A 17788-nucleotide genomic window follows, 5' to 3' on the forward strand; every position below is an offset into this window, starting at 1 on the left:
ACCCTTCCCCTACTGCTGGACAGTTCGTTGATCGCACACGCTTCCCGCTCGTTGAGCATTATCGGTGCCGGCCTTGCCGGGTCCCTGCTGGCCATCCTGCTGTCACGCCAGGGCTGGCGCATCACCCTGTACGAGCGCCGCGGCGATCCGCGCGTGGCCGACTACGAGAGCGGCCGCTCGATCAACCTGGCGCTGGCCGAGCGTGGGCGCAATGCGCTGCGCCAGGCCGGCGTGGAAGACGAGGTGATGGCGCGCGCGGTGATGATGCGCGGCCGCATGGTGCACCCGCGCGAAGGCGAACCGCAGCTGCAGCGCTATGGCCGTGATGACAGCGAAGTGATCTGGTCGATCCACCGCAGCGACCTGAACACCACGCTGCTGGAACTGGCCGAACAGGCCGGCGCCACCGTGCACTTCCATCGCCGCCTGCACACCGTCGATTTCGATGCCGGCTACGCGCGCTTCATCGATGATCGCGACGACAGCCCGCACGACATCCGCTTCGACACCCTGATCGGTGCCGACGGCGCCGGCTCGGCGCTGCGCGCGGCGATGAACCGGCGTGCGCCGCTGGGCGAGGACATCGCCTTCCTCGACCACTCCTACAAGGAGCTGGAGATCCCGCCGGCCGCAGATGGCAGCTTCCGCATCGAGCGCAACGCACTGCACATCTGGCCGCGCGGCCACTACATGTGCATCGCCCTGCCCAACCACGAAGGCACCTTCACCGTCACCCTGTTCCTGCCCAACCAGGGCGAGCCCAGCTTCGCCACGGTCAACACCGGCGTACAGGCCGAGGCGCTGTTCGCGCGGGAGTTCGCCGACACCTTGCCGTTGATCCCGAACCTGCGCGCGGACTGGGAACAGCACCCACCCGGTCTGCTTGGCACGCTGACGCTCGATCGCTGGCACCAGCAGGGCCGCGCCGTACTGATCGGCGATGCTGCGCACGCGATGGTGCCGTTCCACGGCCAGGGCATGAACTGCGCATTCGAGGATTGCGTGGCTCTGGCCCGCCATCTGATGGAAGCGGACGACCTGGAAGGCGCGTTCGAAGCCTTCGAAGCCGAGCGCAAGCCGAATGCACGTGCCATCCAGCAGATGGCGCTGGAGAACTACCTGGAGATGCGCGACCGCGTGGCCGATCCTGCGTTCCTTCTGCAGCGCGACCTGGAGCAGGAACTGCAGCGGCGCTGGCCGACCCGCTTCGTACCGCATTACACGATGGTCACTTTCCTGCACACGCCCTACGCCGAGGCGCTGCGCCGCACCGAACTGCAGCGCGAGATGCTGGCGGCGGCCACTGCAGGTCACCACTCACTGGACAACATCGACTGGACGGCACTGGAAGCGCAGATCCACGCGCAGCTGCCGATCCTGGAGGGCGCGCACTGATGGCTGACAGCTTCCTGTTCTACGATCTGGAAACCTTCGGCCAGGACCCGCGACGCACGCGCATCTCCCAGTACGCCGCCATCCGTACCGACGCCGACCTCAACGAGATCGATACCCCGGTCAGTTTCTTCGTGCGCCCGGCCGACGACCTGCTGCCCTCGCCGATGGCCACCCTGGTCACCGGCATCACCCCGCAGCAGGCCCTGGCCGAGGGCATCAGCGAGGCCGAAGCCTTCGACCGCATCAACGAGCAGCTGTCGCGCCCCGGCACCTGCGCACTGGGATACAACACCCTGCGCTTCGACGATGAATTCGTCCGCTACGGCCTGTTCCGTAACTTCCATGACCCCTACGAACGCGAGTGGCGCAACGGCAATTCGCGCTGGGACCTGCTGGACATGCTGCGACTCATGCGCGCGATGCGTCCGGACGGCATCCAGTGGCCGCTGCGCGAGGACGGCGCCACCTCGTTCAAGCTCGAGCACCTGGCCGAGGCCAACAACGTGCGCGAAGGCGACGCGCACGAAGCGCTGTCCGACGTGCGCGCCACCATCGGCATGGCACGCCTGTTCAAGCAGTCGCAGCCGCGGCTGTGGGAGTACGCGCTGAAGCTGCGCGACAAGCGCTTCGTCGGCAGCCTGCTGGACGTGACCGCGATGAAACCCGTGCTGCACATTTCCATGCGCTACCCCGCCAGTCGCCTGTGCGCGGCGCCGGTGCTGCCCTTGGCCGTGCATCCCACCATCAGCAACCGCGTGATCGTGTTCGACCTGGATGGCGACATCGACGACCTGCTGGCACTGCCGGCCGAGGTGATCGCACAGCGCCTGTACATGCGCGCCAGCGAACTGCCCGAAGGCGCGGCGCGGGTGCCACTGAAGGAAGTGCATCTGAACAAGGTGCCAGCACTGATCGCCTGGAACCACCTGCGCGCCGATGACCACGCGCGACTCGGCCTGGACGTGGCCACGATCGAGGCCAAGGTCGAGCGCCTGCGCGCGTTCGCCCCGCAGCTGGCCGAGAAGGCGCGCCAGGTCTACAACCAGCCCCGTGCGGCCACCGTGGCCGACGTCGATGCCTCGCTGTACGACGGCTTCCTCGGCAATGGCGACAAGCCGCTGCTGGCGCTGGCCCGCACCACAGCGCCGGAACAGCTGGCCGCGCTGGAAGGCCGCTTCCGCGACCCGCGCCTGCCCGAACTGCTGTTCCGCTACCGCGCGCGCAATCATCCCGACAGCCTCGCGCCGCCTGAACGCCAGCGCTGGCAGGATTACCGCCGCCAGCGCCTGCTCGGAGACGGCGGCCTGGGCGAACTCAACCTGCCCCAGTACCAGCAGCAGCTCGATGCACTGGCCGCCGAAGCGCCCGATGACACCCGGCGCCAGGCCCTGCTGCAATCGCTGCGCGACTGGGGCCAGCAGCTGCAGGAGACCTTGTGAGTACCTATTTCTCGGACGCCAGCTTCAAGTTCCTGCGCAGCCTGGCGCGGCATAACGAAAAGGCGTGGTTCAACGATCACCGCCAGCAGTATGAAGACCACGTCCGGCAGCCGTTCCTGCGCCTGCTGGGTGACCTGCAGCCAGCGCTGGCGGAGATCAGCGACCACTTCCGCGCCGATACCCGTGGCGTCGGTGGCTCGCTGTTCCGCATCCACCGCGACGCGCGCTTCTCCAACGACAAATCCCCGTACAAAACCTGGCAGGGTGCGCGCCTGTTCCATGAGCGCCGCCGCGAAGTGGCCGCGCCTTCGTTCTACGTGCACCTGCAACCGGGCGAGAGCTTCGTTGGCGCCGGCCTGTGGCATCCAGAACCGGAGACCCAGCGCCGCGTGCGCCACTTCATCCTCGACAACCCGGGCAGCTGGAAGGCGGCCGCGCATGCTCCCGCGCTGCGCAAGCGCTTCGACTTCGAGGAGAGCGAAAAACTGGTGCGTCCACCGCGCGGCTTCCCGGCCGATTTCGAGTTCATCGACGACCTCAAGCATCGCAACTGGGTGATGTGGCGCTCGCTGGACGACGCCACCATGACCGGCCCTCGCCTGCTGTCCACGCTCGGCAGGGATCTGGCCGGGCTGGGCCCGTTCGTCGACTATCTGTGCGCGGCGCTGGACCTGGAATTCTGATGCCGTTGGCGCACCAACGCCGCACGCTGGGCCGCACCGGGCTGGCGGTTTCGCCGGTGGGCCTGGGCTGTTCCGGCTTCTGGGGGCATCGCCGGTTCCCGGAACAGTCGGCCGCGCACGTGGTCGAGCATGCACTGGCACAGGGCGTCAACCTGTTGGACACCGGTCACAACTACTCCGGTTTCCACGCCGAGCCGCGGCTGGGCCGCATCCTGCGCCCGTTGCTGAAGCGATACCCGCGCGAGTCGCTGGTGATCTCCAGCAAGGGCGGCACGCTGACCGGCCAGGCCGGCATCAGCGGCGCCGAGCAGCGCAATTTCTCGCCCGCCGCCATCACCGCCAGCTGCGAAGCCTCGCTGCGCAACCTCGGCCTGGATTACCTCGATATCTACCAGCTGCACGGTGCCAGCCAGCACGACATCAACGATGACCTGCTGGCCGCACTGCAGCGACTGCGCGAACGCGGGCTGATCCGGCACACCGGCATCAATACGCACACGGCGTCGACCCTGTGCTGGATGATCGACCATCCCATGCTGTTCGATGTGGTGCTTCTGGACTACAACGCCCTGCAGCAGGACCGTGAACCGCTGATAGACCAGTTGCACGCGGCGGGCATCGGCGTGCTCGCCGGCACCGTGCTGGCGCAGGGCCATCTGCTGCCGTCACGCGCCCGCCTGCCGCGCCCGGCCGACGCCTGGTACCTGGCCAGAGCCTGGCTCAAGCCAAGCAGCCGCGCACTGATGCACAGTGCACGCCGGATGCGCCACGCCATCGCTACCATCCGCAGCCAGCGCCCCGCCCAGACCGCGTTTGCCTACGCCCTGGGCCATCCCGGCGTGGCCAGCGGCATCCTGGGCACCACCCGCACCGTCAGCCTGGACGAAGTGCTGGCGACGCGGCTTGAGGCACTGACCGCAGCCGAACGCCAGCAGCTGGTGAACGCCTTCGGTGATGGGCGCGGATCACCCAGTCATTGAGTCTTCACCCCATGCCGCTGCGGTTGCGGCAGTCTGTGCGGCATGAAGAAACTCACTGTACTCGTTGTGCTGCTGGTCCTGGCCTTGGCCGCCTGGTGGTTCGGTGGCCCCTACATGACCGTGCGCGGGCTGTCCCAGGCCATTGAACAGCGCGACACCGCACGCCTGGAGCGCTATGTGGATTTCCCGCGCGTGCGCAGCAGCCTGCGGGCGCAGCTCAACGACTACCTGGTGCGCCAGGCCGGCCCGGATGTGGCGGCCAGTCCCTTCGGTGCCCTGCTGTATGGGTTGGGCGACCAGCTAGGCGGTGCCGCGGTGGACACCATGGTGACCCCGACCGGTATCGGCGCGATGCTGCAGGGCCACGTGCTATGGAAGCGCGGCCGCAATGAACTGCAGGGCGGCGATGCCTTCGGCCCGACCGAGCCGGCGCGACCGCTGAAGAATGCCGAGCATCATTTCGAAGCGCTGGACCGCTTCGTGATCGATGTCGATCGCGGCCCCGGCCAGGCGCCGATAAAGGTCGTGCTGGAGCCGCAGGGCCTGCGCTGGAAGGTGGTGGACCTGCAGCTGGGGATGTCGGGCAGCCCTTGATCGTATCCGGGGCCTGAGGGCGATGCCGACCTAGGTTGGCAACTACCGGGGCATGCGGCTCTGGTAGATGCCCACCTTGGTGGGCGCCGATGCATGGCAGTGCCAACCGAGGTCGGCACCTACCCGGCATGGCTTCAGCCTTCGTTGGCGACGCCGTGCGGTACGTGGCCGGCGGCCACATGCTCGCGGGCGCTGTCGATGTTGTGCTGCGAATCGTCGAAGAAGATGTCGGCGCCGAACGCCTGCAGGAACGGGCCCTTGTGGCGGCCGCCGAGGAACAGCGCCTCATCCAGGCGCACGCCCCACTCGCGCAGGGTGCGGATCACCCGCTCATGCGCCGGTGCCGAACGCGCGGTCACCAGTGCGGTACGGATCGGCGCACTCTCGCCGGCCGGGAACACTTCCTGCAGCGTGTGCAGCGCCGACAGGAAGCCGCGGAAAGGGCCGCCACTGAGCGGTTCACGGGCCCGTTCGCGCTCGTGGCGGCCAAAGGCTTCCACGCCCTGCTCGCGCGAAATTCGCTCGCTCTCATCACCGAAGATCACCGCATCACCGTCGAAGGCGATGCGCAGCTGCCCGGCCGGGCGGGTGATGTCGATCTGATCGGCTGCCGCCGCGGCGGTTTCGCCGGGCGGCTTGGGCAGGATGGTGGCCGCGGCGATGCCATGGCGCAGCGCGCTGCGCACTGATTCCGGGTTGGCCGACAGGAACAGGTCGGTTCCGAACGGCTTCACGTAGGGCCAGGTCGGCTCGCCGGCGGTGAACGTCGCGCGGATGATGCCAAGGCCGTAGTGCTGGATCGAGTTGAAAATGCGCAGGCCGGTATCGGCCGAGTTCCGCGACAGCAGGATCACCTCGACCCGCGGGTTCTCTGGACTGGCGCCCTGGTTCAACGCCAGCAGCTTGCGCACCACCGGGAACGCCACACCCGGGCCGAGGATGTCGTCTTCGTGCTGACGCTGGAACTCGGCATAGGCCGCCACGCCATCGCTCTCGAACAACGCGTGGCTTTCCTCGAGGTCGAACAGCGCGCGCGAGGTCACCGCGACGGTCAGCAAACGGGGGGAGTTGTCGCCCATCGGTGGGGGTCCTTCAAGCGGTCGGCATGGCCGGCCGCCTATTGTCTTCAAAAAACGAACTGTTCGCTCAGGATCCGGTCTTCCAGGTTGTGCTCCGGGTCGAACAGCAGGGTCACGCGGCGGTCTTTCGACTCGCGGATGGTCACTTCGACCACGTCGCGGGTCTCGTGCGAATCAGCGGTCACGCTGATCGGGCGCTTGTACGGGTCCAGTACGCGGAAACGCACTTCGGTGTCGGCTTTGAGGATCGCCCCGCGCCAGCGTCGCGGCCGATACGGGGCCAGCGGCGTCAGGGCGATGGTATGCGAGCCCAGCGGCAGCACCGGGCCGTGCGCGGAATAGTTGTAGGCGGTACTGCCAGCCGGGGTGGCGACCAGTACGCCGTCACCGATCAGTTCGGCCACGCGCTCCTGGCCGTTCAGGTCGATGCCGATATGCGCGGCTTGCCGGGTCTGCCGCAGCAGCGAGACATCGTTGTAGGCCAGCGAACCGGTACTGGTGCCCGATTCGGTCAGCGCGACCATTTCCAGCGGGCGCAGGTTGGCCGGTTCGGCGCGCGCAATGCGGGCCTGCACGTCATCGTCGCCACGGTACTGGTTCATCAGGAAACCGACCGTGCCCAGCTTCATGCCGAACACCGGCTTGCCCAGGTGTCCGTGCCGGTGCAGGGTCTGCAGCATGAAGCCGTCGCCACCCAGCGGGCACAGTACGTCGGCCTGCTCCGGCGTGTGATCGCCATAACGCGAAATCATCGCCGCGCGAGCCATCTGCGCAGGTTCGGTGGTGCTGGCCAGGAAAGCGATGCGGGGGGTGTCGCTCATCGGTGGATCCGGGGGGAAGGCATGAGGGAGAGCATAACCGAGCGCCGGGGGTTGGACTCCGCTGGGCGGATGACCGGCCCGTCCGCCGGGACACGCCGTAGAGCCATCCCTGGGGGCTCGGTCGCGCCATCCATGGCGCTCACGGTCCCGGCGGACGGGCCGGTCATCCACCTGACAGGTCGACGGCCGGCGTCGGGTCAGTGATCGCAGAATAGACAGGCAAAAACAGAACGGCCCCGCTTTCGCGGGGCCGCTGTGTTTCACGCATGCCGGGCAGCGCCCGGCGTTACATCACTTACGCACCATGCGCGGCCAGCTGGCCCAGGCGCTGGACTGCGACCGAAACGGTCGGGTAGTCCAGGGTCTTCTGCTCGGCCAGTTCGGCCAGCATCGCCAGGGTGAAGCGCAGGCTGTTGTCGTCACGGCCCATCCAGGCTGCGACCTTGGCCTCCGCGCTGCTGCCCTTGGTGCCCAGCACCTGGCCGGCCAGGTTGCGGTGGTTGGCCGCCAGTTCGTCACGCAGCACGCCACGTGCCACGGCGTGCCAACGACCGTTGACCTCCAGCGCGTCGACCTGCTCGAACAGCCACGGCAGCTGCAGGGCATCGCCCAGGCGGAAGTGGACCTTGGACACGTCCACCGGCTTCAGCTTGCGGGTGCGGGCCAGTTCGATGATGTCGAACGCCGGCTCCAGGAAGTGCAGTTCGGCCAGCTGCTGCGCCAGCGCGGACGGCAGGCCCTTTTCCTTCCACTCGGCCACCAGGGCTTCGTAGGTCGGACGCTGCGAATCCGGCAGCACACCCGAAGCAACGCGGATGTCGTTGAACGGACCCTGGTAGCGGTTGACCGCTTCGGTGATGCCCGGCATCGCACCCGGGCGCGACAGCAGCCAGCGCACGAACGAGCGCTGCAGCTTCCAGATCACTTCCAGCGCATCGATCTGCACCGACTCCGGCACTTTGCCGTCGAGGGCATCGATCTGCGCCCACAGCGCGCGTGCATCCAGCGTTTCGCGGCTGATGGTGTAGGCCTTGGCGACCTCGGCGATGGAACGGCCGGTGTCTTCCTGCATGCGCATCAGGAAGGTAGCGCCCATGCGGTTGATGGTCTGGTTGGTCACGGCCGTGGCGATGATTTCGCGCTTCAGGCGGTGACGCTCCATCGCGTCGGCGTACTTCTTCTGCAGCGGGGTCGGGAAGTAGCGCTGCAGTTCCTTGGACAGGTACGGATCTTCCGGGATGTCCGAATCCAGCAGCTGGGCGAACGCCACCAGCTTGGAGTAGGACAGCAGCACCGACAGTTCCGGACGGGTCAGGCCCTGGCCACGTGCCTTGCGCTGGGACAGCTCGGCGTCGGACGGCAGGAACTCGATCTGGCGGTCGAGCAGCCCCTGCTGTTCCAGGGTACGGATGAAGTGCTGCTTGGAACCCAGGCGCTTGACCGCCATCCGTTCCATCAGGCTCAGCGCCTGGTTCTGGCGGTAGTTGTCGTTGAGCACCAGCTCTGCGACTTCATCGGTCATCGAGGCCAGCAGCTTGTTGCGCTGCTCGACGGTCAGCTTCTTGGCCCGCACCACATCGTTGAGCAGGATCTTGATGTTGACTTCATGGTCGGAGGTGTCGACACCGGCCGAGTTGTCGATGAAGTCGGTGTTGAGCAGCACGCCGGCCTGCGCGGCTTCGATGCGGCCCAGCTGGGTCATGCCCAGGTTGCCGCCCTCGCCCACTACCTTGCAGCGCAGCTCGCCACCATTCACGCGCAGCGCGTTGTTGGCGCGGTCGCCGACATCGCTGTGCTGCTCGCTGGCAGCCTTCACGTAGGTACCGATGCCGCCGTTCCACAGCAGGTCGACCGGCGCCTTCAGGATCGCGCTCATCAGATCGTTCGGCGACAGCGCCTTGACGTTGTCGTCCAGGCCCAGCGCTTCGCGCACCTGCGGGGTGATCTCGATCGACTTCAGGCTGCGCGGATAGACGCCGCCGCCCTTGCTGATCAGCTTGGCGTCGTAGTCCGCCCAGCTCGAACGCGGCACGGTGAACAGGCGCTCACGTTCGACGAACGTGGTGGCCGCATCCGGGTTCGGGTCCAGGAAGATGTGGCGGTGGTCGAACGCGGCGACCAGGCGGATGTGGCGCGACAGCAGCATGCCGTTGCCGAACACGTCGCCGGACATGTCGCCGACGCCGACCGCGGTGAAGTCCTGGCTCTGGCTGTCACGGCCCAGCGCACGGAAGTGGCGCTTGACCGACTCCCACGCACCACGTGCGGTGATGCCCATGCCCTTGTGGTCGTAACCGACCGAACCACCGGAGGCGAACGCATCGCCCATCCAGAAGCCGTGCGCGATGGCCAGGCCGTTGGCGATGTCGGAGAAGGTCGCGGTGCCCTTGTCGGCGGCCACCACCAGGTACGGATCGTCCATGTCGTGGCGCACGACATCCACCGGCGGCACGATCTTGTTGTTGACGATGTTGTCGGTGATGTCCAGCAGGCCCTGGATGAACAGCTTGTAGCAGGCCACGCCGTTGGCGAAGATCGCATCGCGATCGCCATTCACCGGCGGCATCTTGGCGAAGAAGCCACCCTTCGCGCCGACCGGCACGATGACGGTGTTCTTGACCATCTGCGCCTTGACCAGGCCCAGCACTTCGGTACGGAAGTCTTCGCGACGATCCGACCAGCGCAGGCCACCACGGGCCACGGCGCCGAAGCGCAGGTGGGTACCTTCCACGCGCGGGCCGTAGACGAAGATTTCGCGGTACGGGCGCGGCTTCGGCAGGTCCGGCACCAGCGCCGAATCGAACTTGAAGCTGATGACATGGCCGTGCTGGCCGTTGGCATCGGTCTGGTAGTAGCTGGTACGCAGGGTCGCGTCGATCACACCCATGAACGAGCGCAGGATGCGGTCCTCGTCCAGGCTGGACACGCGGTCCATCAGCTTCAGCAGCGCATCGCGCGCAGCCTGCATCTGTGCGTCGCGGTCACCCTTGCGGGCGTCGACCACGGTCTTGAGCACCTTCAGGGTGGCGTCGTCGCCAGCAGCCAGCACATCGAAGTGGGCCTTCAGCTGGGCCTGGCCGGCAGCGATGTCGTCCTTGCTCTCGTGGCCGGTGGCCGGATCGAAGCGCGCTTCGAACAGCTCGACCAGCAGGCGGGCCAGCAGCGGGTAGCGCGCGAAGGTGCCTTCCACGTAGGCCTGCGAGAACGGCACGCCGGTCTGCAGCAGGTACTTGCAGTAGCCACGCAGCATGGCGACCTGGCGCCAATGCAGGCCGGCAGCCAGCACCAGGCGGTTGAAGCCATCGTTCTCGGCATCGCCGTGCCAGACGCGGGCGAAGGTCTCGCCGAAGGCTTCATCGACGCTGGCGGCATCGATCGCGCCGGCGGTCGATTCGACCTCGAAGTCCTGCACGTACACCGGCGCGTTGTCGACCGACAGGCGGTACGGACGCTCGGCGATCACGCGCAGGCCCATGTTTTCCATCATCGGCAGCGCATCCGACAGCGGAATGTCGTCCAGCTGGCGATACAGCTTCAGGCGCAGGCCGTCGCCGCTTTCACGCGGCACGGCCTGCAGGCTCAGGCGCAGGTCGTCCGGGCCGGTCAGGGCGTCGAGCTGGCTGACATCGTTGGCGGCAACCGCGGTGCTGTTGTCTTCGATGTAGCCGGCCGGCAACGCCTTGCCGATGCGGGCGGCGATGCGCAGGCCTTCGGTCTCGCCATGGCGGGACACCAGCGCTTCGCGCAGGTCGTCCTGCCAGTTGCGCAGCACCTGGGCCAGCTTCTGCTCCAGTTCGGCGGTATCGACGTCGAGCATTTCGCCAGGCTTCGGGCGCACGATCAGGTGCACCTGGGCCAGCGGCGATTCGCCCAGCACCACCGAGCTGTCCACGTACTCGCCGTGCAGCGCGTCCTTCAGCATCGCTTCGATGCGCAGGCGCACGTCGGTGTTGAAGCGCTCGCGCGGCAGGTAGACCAGCGCGGAGATGAAACGGCTGTACTTGTCGCGGCGCAGGAACAGGCGGCTGCGCACGCGCTCCTGCAGGCCCAGCACGCCCATCGCGGTGCGGAACAGTTCGTCCTCGCTGGACTGGAACAGTTCTTCGCGCGGCAGGGTTTCCAGGATGTGGCGCAGGGCCTTGCCGCTGTGGCTGGCCGGAGCCAGGCCGGACTGCTTCATCACGTGCTCGTGGCGCTGGCGCACCAGCGGGATTTCCCACGGGCGACGGTTGTACGCGCTGGAGGTGAACAGGCCAAGGAAGCGCTGCTCGCCGATGATCTTGCCCTTGGCGTCGAATTCCAGCACGCCGATGTAGTCCATGTAGCCAGCGCGGTGCACCCGCGAACGGGCATTGGTCTTGGTCAGGATCAGCGCGTCCTTCAGCCCGGACGTGGTGTTCAGACCCTGCGCGGCCAGCGTCTTGACCGGACGGGCGGCGGACTTGTCCTTGCCGCGCATCAGGCCCAGGCCGGTGTCGTTCAGCGGCGCCAGCACCTCTTCCTTGCCCTGCTTCTCGACGCGGTACTCGCGGTAGCCGAAGAAGGTGAAGTGGTTGTCGGCGGCCCAGCGCAGGAACTCCTGTGCTTCCTTGCGCGACGCGTCGTCGACCGGCAGCTGGCGGCTGCCCAGGTCGTCGGCCAGTGCCAGCGCCTTGTCCTTCATCGGCTGCCAGTCGCGCACGATCGCACGCACTTCGTCCAGCGCCTTGTTGATGGCCTGCTCGATGGCGGCCATGGCGTCGGCCGGCTGGCGGTCGATTTCCAGCAGCATCACCGACTCGGCATCGCCTTCGCCGACCTTGACCAGCTTGCCGGCCTTGTCGCGGGTGAAACGCAGCACCGGGTGGCCCAGCACGTGGACACCCACGCCCTGTTCGGCCAGCGACATGGTGACGGTGTCGACCAGGAACGGCATGTCGTCGTTGACGATCTGCAGCACGGTGTGCGGCGACTCCCAACCGTTGGCCTTCGCGGTCGGATTGAACACGCGGACGTTGGCCTTGCCGGCCTTGCGGGCACGGGCGAATTCCAGCGTCTCAGCCGCGAGAGCGGCCCACTCTTCAGCGCTGTGGTGCGGGAACTCGTCCGACTCCATGCGCTTGTAGAAGTCAGTGGCAAATGCCACTGCTTCGGCCTGTGCGGCCGCGGGGTAGCGCTTGCGCAAGGCCGTGTACACCGGCTCCAGGGAGAAACCAGCGGTCACTGCGACCTCCGCTTCTGCTGGTTTGGTCTTGTTTTTCACGGTCTTGGCTGCGGTTTTTTGCGGTTTCATGGCAGAGCGATGCGCTTGCTCAGTTGGGAAAATGAAATTGTAGCCCTACCGCACGAAAAGGCCTTGCTGCAGGACGGAATAACCAGATTCGGGTTTGCTGCGGTTTAGACGCCTATTCAGTTCGCACCGGTATGGTGCTGGCGCCCGCTTCAGCACTGCCGACAGGATCGGCAAAGCGTGTTACCGGAAGACACACGCGGCGACACCGATTCGATTCCACAATCCTGAACTGGACGGTATAGTCCACCGCGTGAATCCGGCCTACCTCCCCGTTGCCCTCGACGCACGCGATGAGCGCGTGTTCGATGCCGTGCGCGAGCTGCTGGCCCAGCAGGGCATGCAGATGAGCATGGATGCGGTGGCCCAGCACGCCGGCTGCTCCAAGCAGACCCTGTACTCGCGTTACGGCAGCAAGCAGGAACTGCTGCGCCGGGTGATGCAGCGCCACGTCGGCCACGCCACCGGCGCCATGGTTCGTGCACTCCGCACTGACGACCTGCGTGCCAGCCTGCTCCAGTTCGCCACCGACTTTCTGGAGCACTTCAACCAACCGCACGTGGGCCAGGCCTGTCGGCTGATCGCCGCCGATGCATCCCAGTTTCCCGAAGAGGCGCGTACGCTGTACCGGCATGGTGCCGGCGCGCTGACGCTTCATCTTGCTGAATGGATTGAAACCGTTTGCATGCGAGGCCAGCTCCGGCATGACGACCCGCACTTCATGGCCGAACTGCTGCTGAGCATGATCGCCGGTCAGGATTTCGACAAACAGCGCTTCCATACCCCCCATCGTGATGACGCGCAGCTGCGTCGGCGCTGGGCAGAGTTCTCCGTCGACAGCTTCCTGCGCGCCTTCGCGCCTCAGCCGTCGCCGGCCCCGTCTTCAAACCAACCCCGGAGTTCCTCCTGATGACCGCCCCACTCCGCACCCTTGCCTTGACGTGCGCCGTTGCTGTCGCGCTGGCTGCCTGCAAGAAGCCGGAACAGCAGACGCCCCCGCCGCCGGAGGTGGGCGTGATCGACGCCAAGCCGCAGACCCTGCCGCTGCAGCGTGAGCTGGTCGGCCGCCTGTCGCCGTTCCGCAGCGCCGACGTGCGTGCGCGCGTGCCGGGCGTACTGCTCAAGCGCGTCTACCAGGAAGGCTCCCAGGTCAAGCAGGGGCAACCCCTGTTCCTGATCGACCCGGCGCCGCTGCGTGCCTCGCTCAACGCCTCCGAGGCCCAGCTGGCTTCGGCCCGCGCCACCTACGCCAATGCCAAGGTGGCCGCCGACCGCGCCCGTTCGCTGGCGCCGCAGCAGTTCGTCTCCAAGTCCGACCTGGACAACGCCGAATCGGCCGAACGCACCGCGCTGGCCGCGGTCAAGCAGGCCGAGGCGGCGGTGACCTCCTCGCGCATCAGCCTGGGCTATACCGAAGTGACCGCACCGATCAGTGGCGTGGCCAACAAGCAGCAGGTCACCGAGGGCGCACTGGTCGGCCAGGGCGATGTGACCCTGCTGACCACCGTCGACCAGCTCGACCCGCTGTACGTGAACTTCTCGCTGAGCGTGGATGAGCTGACCCAGCTGCGTGCGCAGCAGGCCAAGGGCGCGCTGGCGCTGTCGGGTGACGGCAAGGCCACGGTCAACGTCAAGCTGGCCGACGGCACCACTTACAGCGAGCCGGGCACGCTGGACTTCTCTTCGACCACGGTCGACCCGGCCACCGGCGCGGTGTCGCTGCGTGCGCTGCTGCCGAACCCGCAGCAGATCCTGCTGCCGGGTGCCTTCGTCAGCTTCCAGGCCAACCTGGGCGAGCGCAACAACGCCTACCTGGTGCCGCAGCAGGCACTGCTGCGTGACACCACCGGCGGCTACGTGATGGTGGTCGGTGCCGACGGCAAGGTCATCCGCAAGAACGTGAAGACCGACGGTGCGCAGAACGGCAACTGGCTGGTCAGCGACGGCCTGGCCGCCGGTGACAAGGTGATCGTGGCCGGCGTGCAGAAGGTCAAGGAAGGCGCACCGGCAGTCGCCAAGCCGTGGACCCCGGGGCAGGACGCCAACGGCAAGCCTGCCGCAGGCGGCGCCGCTCCGGCGGGCGCGGCACCGGCCGCAGGCAAGGCACCGGCCGACGCGGCCAAGCCCGAGCAGGCCGATGCGGCCAAGCCGGCAGCCACCGATTCGAACAAGCAGTAACGGGAACCTTCCGTCATGCCTAAATTTTTCATCGAACATCCAGTCTTCGCCTGGGTGGTTGCGATCCTGATCTCGCTCAGCGGCGTGATCGCGATCCTCAACCTGGGCGTGGAGTCCTATCCCAACATCGCCCCGCCGCAGGTCACCGTCTCGGCCACCTACCCGGGTGCCAGTGCCGACACCACGGAGAAGTCGGTCACCCAGGTGATCGAGCAGCAGTTGACCGGTATCGATCACCTGCTGTACTTCAGCTCCTCGTCCGCCTCCAACGGCCGTGCACAGATCACCCTGACCTTCGAGACCGGTACCGATCCGGACATCGCCCAGGTGCAGGTGCAGAACAAGGTCTCGCTGGCCACGCCACGCCTGCCCTCGGAAGTGACCCAGCAGGGCGTGGTGGTGGCCAAGGCCAACGCCGGCTTCCTGATGGTGGTGGCGCTGCAGTCCGATACCCCCGCCATCAACCGTGACGCCCTGAACGACATCGTCGGTTCGCGCGTGCTCGACCAGGTCTCGCGTATCCCCGGCGTCGGCAGCACGCAGCAGTTCGGTTCCGAGTACGCCATGAACATCTGGCTGAACCCGGAAAAGATGCAGGGTTATGGCCTGTCGGCCAGCCAGGTGCTGGCGGCGGTGCGCGCGCAGAACGTGCAGTTCGCCGCCGGTGCGCTGGGTTCGGACCCGTCGCCGGAAGGCCAGCACTTCACCGCCACGGTCTCGGCCGAAGGCCGCTTCAGTTCGCCGCAGGAGTTCGAGAACATCATCCTGCGCGCCAATGCTGACGGTTCGCGCGTGCTGCTGAAGGACATCGCCCGCGTTGCCTTCGGTGCCAACAACTACGGCTTCGACACCCAGTACAACGGCAAGCCGACCGGCGCCTTCGCCATCCAGCTGCTGCCGGGCGCCAATGCCCTGAACGTGGCCGATGCGGTGCGCGCCAAGATGGACGAACTGCAGCCCAGCTTCCCGGCCGGCGTCACCTGGTTCTCGCCGTACGACAGCACCACCTTCGTCAAGATCTCGATCCAGGAAGTGGTCAAGACGCTGTTCGAGGCGGTGTTCCTGGTGTTCCTGGTGATGCTGATCTTCCTGCAGAACTTCCGCGCCACCCTGATCCCGACCCTGGTCATCCCGGTGGCCCTGCTCGGTACCTTCCTGGGCATGTGGATGATCGGCTTCACGATCAACCAGCTGACCCTGTTCGCGATGGTGCTGGCGATCGGCATCGTGGTCGATGACGCGATCGTGGTGATCGAGAACGTCGAACGCATCATGACCGAGGAAGGCCTGGCGCCGAAGCCGGCCACGCAGAAGGCGATGACCCAGATCACCGGCGCGGTGGTGGCGATCACCGTCGTGCTGGCTGCGGTGTTCATCCCGTCCGCCCTGCAGGGCGGCGCCGCCGGTGAGATCTACAAGCAGTTCGCCCTGACCATCGCCATCTCGATGGCGTTCTCGGCGTTCCTGGCCCTGGGCTTCACCCCGGCGCTGTGCGCGACTTTCCTCAAGCCGACGCACAACGACAACCCGAACATCATCTACCGCACCTTCAACAAGTACTACGACAAGATCAGCCACACCTACGTGGGCCACATCACCTCGGCGGTGCGGCATGCGCCGCGCTGGATGATCCTGTTCGTGGTGCTGACCGCTCTGTGCGGTTTCCTGTTCACCCGCATGCCGGGCAGCTTCCTGCCGGAAGAAGACCAGGGCTATGCGCTGGCGATCGTGCAGCTGCCGCCGGGCTCGACCAAGGGCCAGACCAACGAAGTGTTCGCGCAGATGCGTGGCATCCTGGAAAAGCAGGATGGCTATGAAGGCATGCTGCAGGTGGCCGGTTTCAGCTTCGTCGGTTCCGGCGAGAACGTGGGCATGGGCTTCATCCGCCTGAAGCCGTGGGAGGAACGCAAGTTCACCGCGCCGGAGTTCATCCAGAACATGAACGGCGCGTTCTATGGCATCAAGGAAGCGCAGATCTTCGTGGTCAACCTGCCCACCGTGCAGGGCCTTGGCCAGTTCGGTGGCTTCGACATGTGGCTGCAGGACCGTAGCGGTGCCGGTTACGAGCAGCTGACCCAGGCCCGCAACATCCTGCTCGGCCAGGCCGCGCAGAAACCGGACCACCTGGTCGGTGTGCGCCCGAACGGCCTGGAAAACGCGCCGCAGCTGCAGCTGCACGTGGATCGCGTGCAGGCGCAGTCGATGGGCATGTCGGTGTCGGACGTGTACAGCACCATCCAGCTGATGCTGGCCCCGGTGTACGTCAACGACTTCTTCTACGAAGGCCGCATCAAGCGCGTGACCATGCAGGCTGATGGCCCGTACCGCACCGGCCAGGAGTCGTTGAAGAGTTTCTACAGCCCGTCCAGCCTGACCACCAATGCCGATGGCACCAACGCGATGATCCCGCTCAACACGGTGGTCAAGTCCGAATGGGTGTCGGCACCGCCGTCGCTGAGCCGCTACAACGGCTACTCGGCGATCAACATCGTCGGCTCGCAGGCACCGGGCACCAGCTCGGGTGAGGCAATGCAGACCATGGAAGGCATCGTCAACGACGATCTGCCGGCCGGCTTCGGCTACGACTGGTCCGGCATGTCCTACCAGGAAATCCTGGCCGGCAACGCGGCGACGCTGCTTCTGGTGCTGTCGATCGTAGTGGTGTTCCTGTGCCTGGCCGCGTTGTATGAAAGCTGGTCGATCCCGGTGGCGGTGCTGCTGGTAGTGCCGCTGGGCGTGCTCGGCGCCCTCGGCCTGTCCATGCTGCGTGGCCTGCCGAACGACCTGTTCTTCAAGATCGGCCTGATCACCGTGATCGGCCTGGCGGCGAAGAACGCGATCCTGATCGTCGAGTTCGCGGTGGAGCAGCGCGCAGCTGGCAAGACCCTGCGTGATGCCACCATCGAGGCGGCACGCCTGCGTTTCCGACCGATCCTGATGACCTCGTTCGCGTTCATCATGGGCGTGATCCCGATGGCGATCTCCACCGGCGCCGGCGCCAACTCCCGCCACGCCATCGGTACCGGCGTGATCGGCGGCATGCTGTTCGCCACCCTGCTCGGCCTGTTGATGATCCCGGTGTTCTTCGTGGTCGTGCGCCGCATGCTGGGCGACAAGCTGGATGAACCGTCCAAGGAGTTCATGGAACGCCAGCGTGATGCGGATGCTGCACACCGCCCGGATCGTTGATCCGGTGGTGAGCTGAAACGAGAAAGGCCCCGGAGCGATCCGGGGCCTTTTTTCTGCTTTTGAATGCATCCCAACCAAGGTTGGCATCTACCAGGGCAACGACATGCCCGACGGCTGGCAATCACCAGAGCTGCGGCATGCCCGGTAGCCGCCAACCTTGG

General features: G+C 66.5%; 11 protein-coding genes. 8 read left to right on the forward strand and 3 right to left on the reverse strand.

Annotation, left to right across the window (positions count from 1 at the left end; all coding sequences use genetic code 11):
- Positions 1-27: 27 nt before the first annotated feature.
- Genes G5A07_RS10940 through G5A07_RS10960 form a run of 5 tightly spaced genes read left to right on the forward strand, consistent with a single transcriptional unit; the run spans position 28 to position 5091 of the window.
- On the forward strand, positions 28-1395 hold the full coding sequence (locus G5A07_RS10940; RefSeq protein WP_057503341.1) for an NAD(P)/FAD-dependent oxidoreductase: 1368 nt from the start codon (positions 28-30) through the stop codon (positions 1393-1395).
- A complete protein-coding gene (gene sbcB / locus G5A07_RS10945; protein WP_191863314.1) occupies positions 1395-2834 on the forward strand; it encodes an exodeoxyribonuclease I in 1440 nt (479 codons plus the stop codon). The genes G5A07_RS10940 and sbcB overlap by 1 nt, the downstream gene beginning before the upstream one ends.
- Complete coding sequence (locus G5A07_RS10950) at positions 2831-3517, forward strand: DUF2461 domain-containing protein (RefSeq protein WP_049436750.1); 687 nt, start codon at positions 2831-2833, stop codon at positions 3515-3517. Before sbcB ends, G5A07_RS10950 begins: the two co-directional genes overlap by 4 nt.
- Positions 3517-4497, forward strand: coding sequence for an aldo/keto reductase (locus G5A07_RS10955; protein ID WP_019337346.1), 981 nt, complete (start codon positions 3517-3519; stop codon positions 4495-4497). Before G5A07_RS10950 ends, G5A07_RS10955 begins: the two co-directional genes overlap by 1 nt.
- Before the next feature lie 42 nt (positions 4498-4539).
- Complete coding sequence (locus G5A07_RS10960) at positions 4540-5091, forward strand: DUF2939 domain-containing protein (protein ID WP_191863315.1); 552 nt, start codon at positions 4540-4542, stop codon at positions 5089-5091.
- A gap of 134 nt (positions 5092-5225) precedes the next feature.
- Here the strand turns inward: G5A07_RS10960 and G5A07_RS10965 are convergent, their stop codons facing one another.
- The 3 genes from G5A07_RS10965 to G5A07_RS10975 all read right to left on the reverse strand — a co-directional run bounded on the left by G5A07_RS10965 (position 5226) and on the right by G5A07_RS10975 (position 12263).
- Positions 5226-6170 (reverse strand): 5'-nucleotidase, encoded by a 945-nt coding sequence (locus G5A07_RS10965; RefSeq protein ID WP_010480444.1) that lies wholly within the window; start codon positions 6168-6170, stop codon positions 5226-5228.
- 47 nt (positions 6171-6217) lie between these two features.
- On the reverse strand, positions 6218-6991 hold the full coding sequence (locus tag G5A07_RS10970; protein WP_191863316.1) for an NAD kinase: 774 nt from the start codon (positions 6989-6991) through the stop codon (positions 6218-6220).
- A 295-nt stretch (positions 6992-7286) separates the two neighbouring features.
- Positions 7287-12263 carry an NAD-glutamate dehydrogenase domain-containing protein gene (locus G5A07_RS10975; RefSeq protein WP_049482460.1) on the reverse strand — a complete coding sequence of 1659 codons (4977 nt, stop codon included), beginning with the start codon at positions 12261-12263 and terminating at the stop codon, positions 7287-7289.
- A 250-nt stretch (positions 12264-12513) separates the two neighbouring features.
- Between G5A07_RS10975 and G5A07_RS10980 the strand changes: the two genes are divergently transcribed.
- Genes G5A07_RS10980 through G5A07_RS10990 form a run of 3 tightly spaced genes read left to right on the forward strand, consistent with a single transcriptional unit; the run spans position 12514 to position 17627 of the window.
- Entirely contained in the window at positions 12514-13170 is a 657-nt protein-coding gene (locus G5A07_RS10980; RefSeq protein ID WP_010480437.1) for a TetR/AcrR family transcriptional regulator, read from the forward strand.
- The gene (locus G5A07_RS10985; RefSeq protein WP_010480436.1) at positions 13170-14438 is read left to right on the forward strand and encodes an efflux RND transporter periplasmic adaptor subunit; all 1269 of its coding nucleotides are present in this window, start codon (positions 13170-13172) and stop codon (positions 14436-14438) included. Before G5A07_RS10980 ends, G5A07_RS10985 begins: the two co-directional genes overlap by 1 nt.
- 15 nt (positions 14439-14453) lie before the next feature.
- Entirely contained in the window at positions 14454-17627 is a 3174-nt protein-coding gene (locus tag G5A07_RS10990) for a multidrug efflux RND transporter permease subunit (protein ID WP_049455474.1), read from the forward strand.
- Positions 17628-17788: the final 161 nt, after the last annotated feature.

This window comes from Stenotrophomonas sp. AS012628 (assembly GCF_010608305.1).
In the GTDB taxonomy this organism is placed as follows: Bacteria; Pseudomonadota; Gammaproteobacteria; order Xanthomonadales; family Xanthomonadaceae; genus Stenotrophomonas; species Stenotrophomonas geniculata.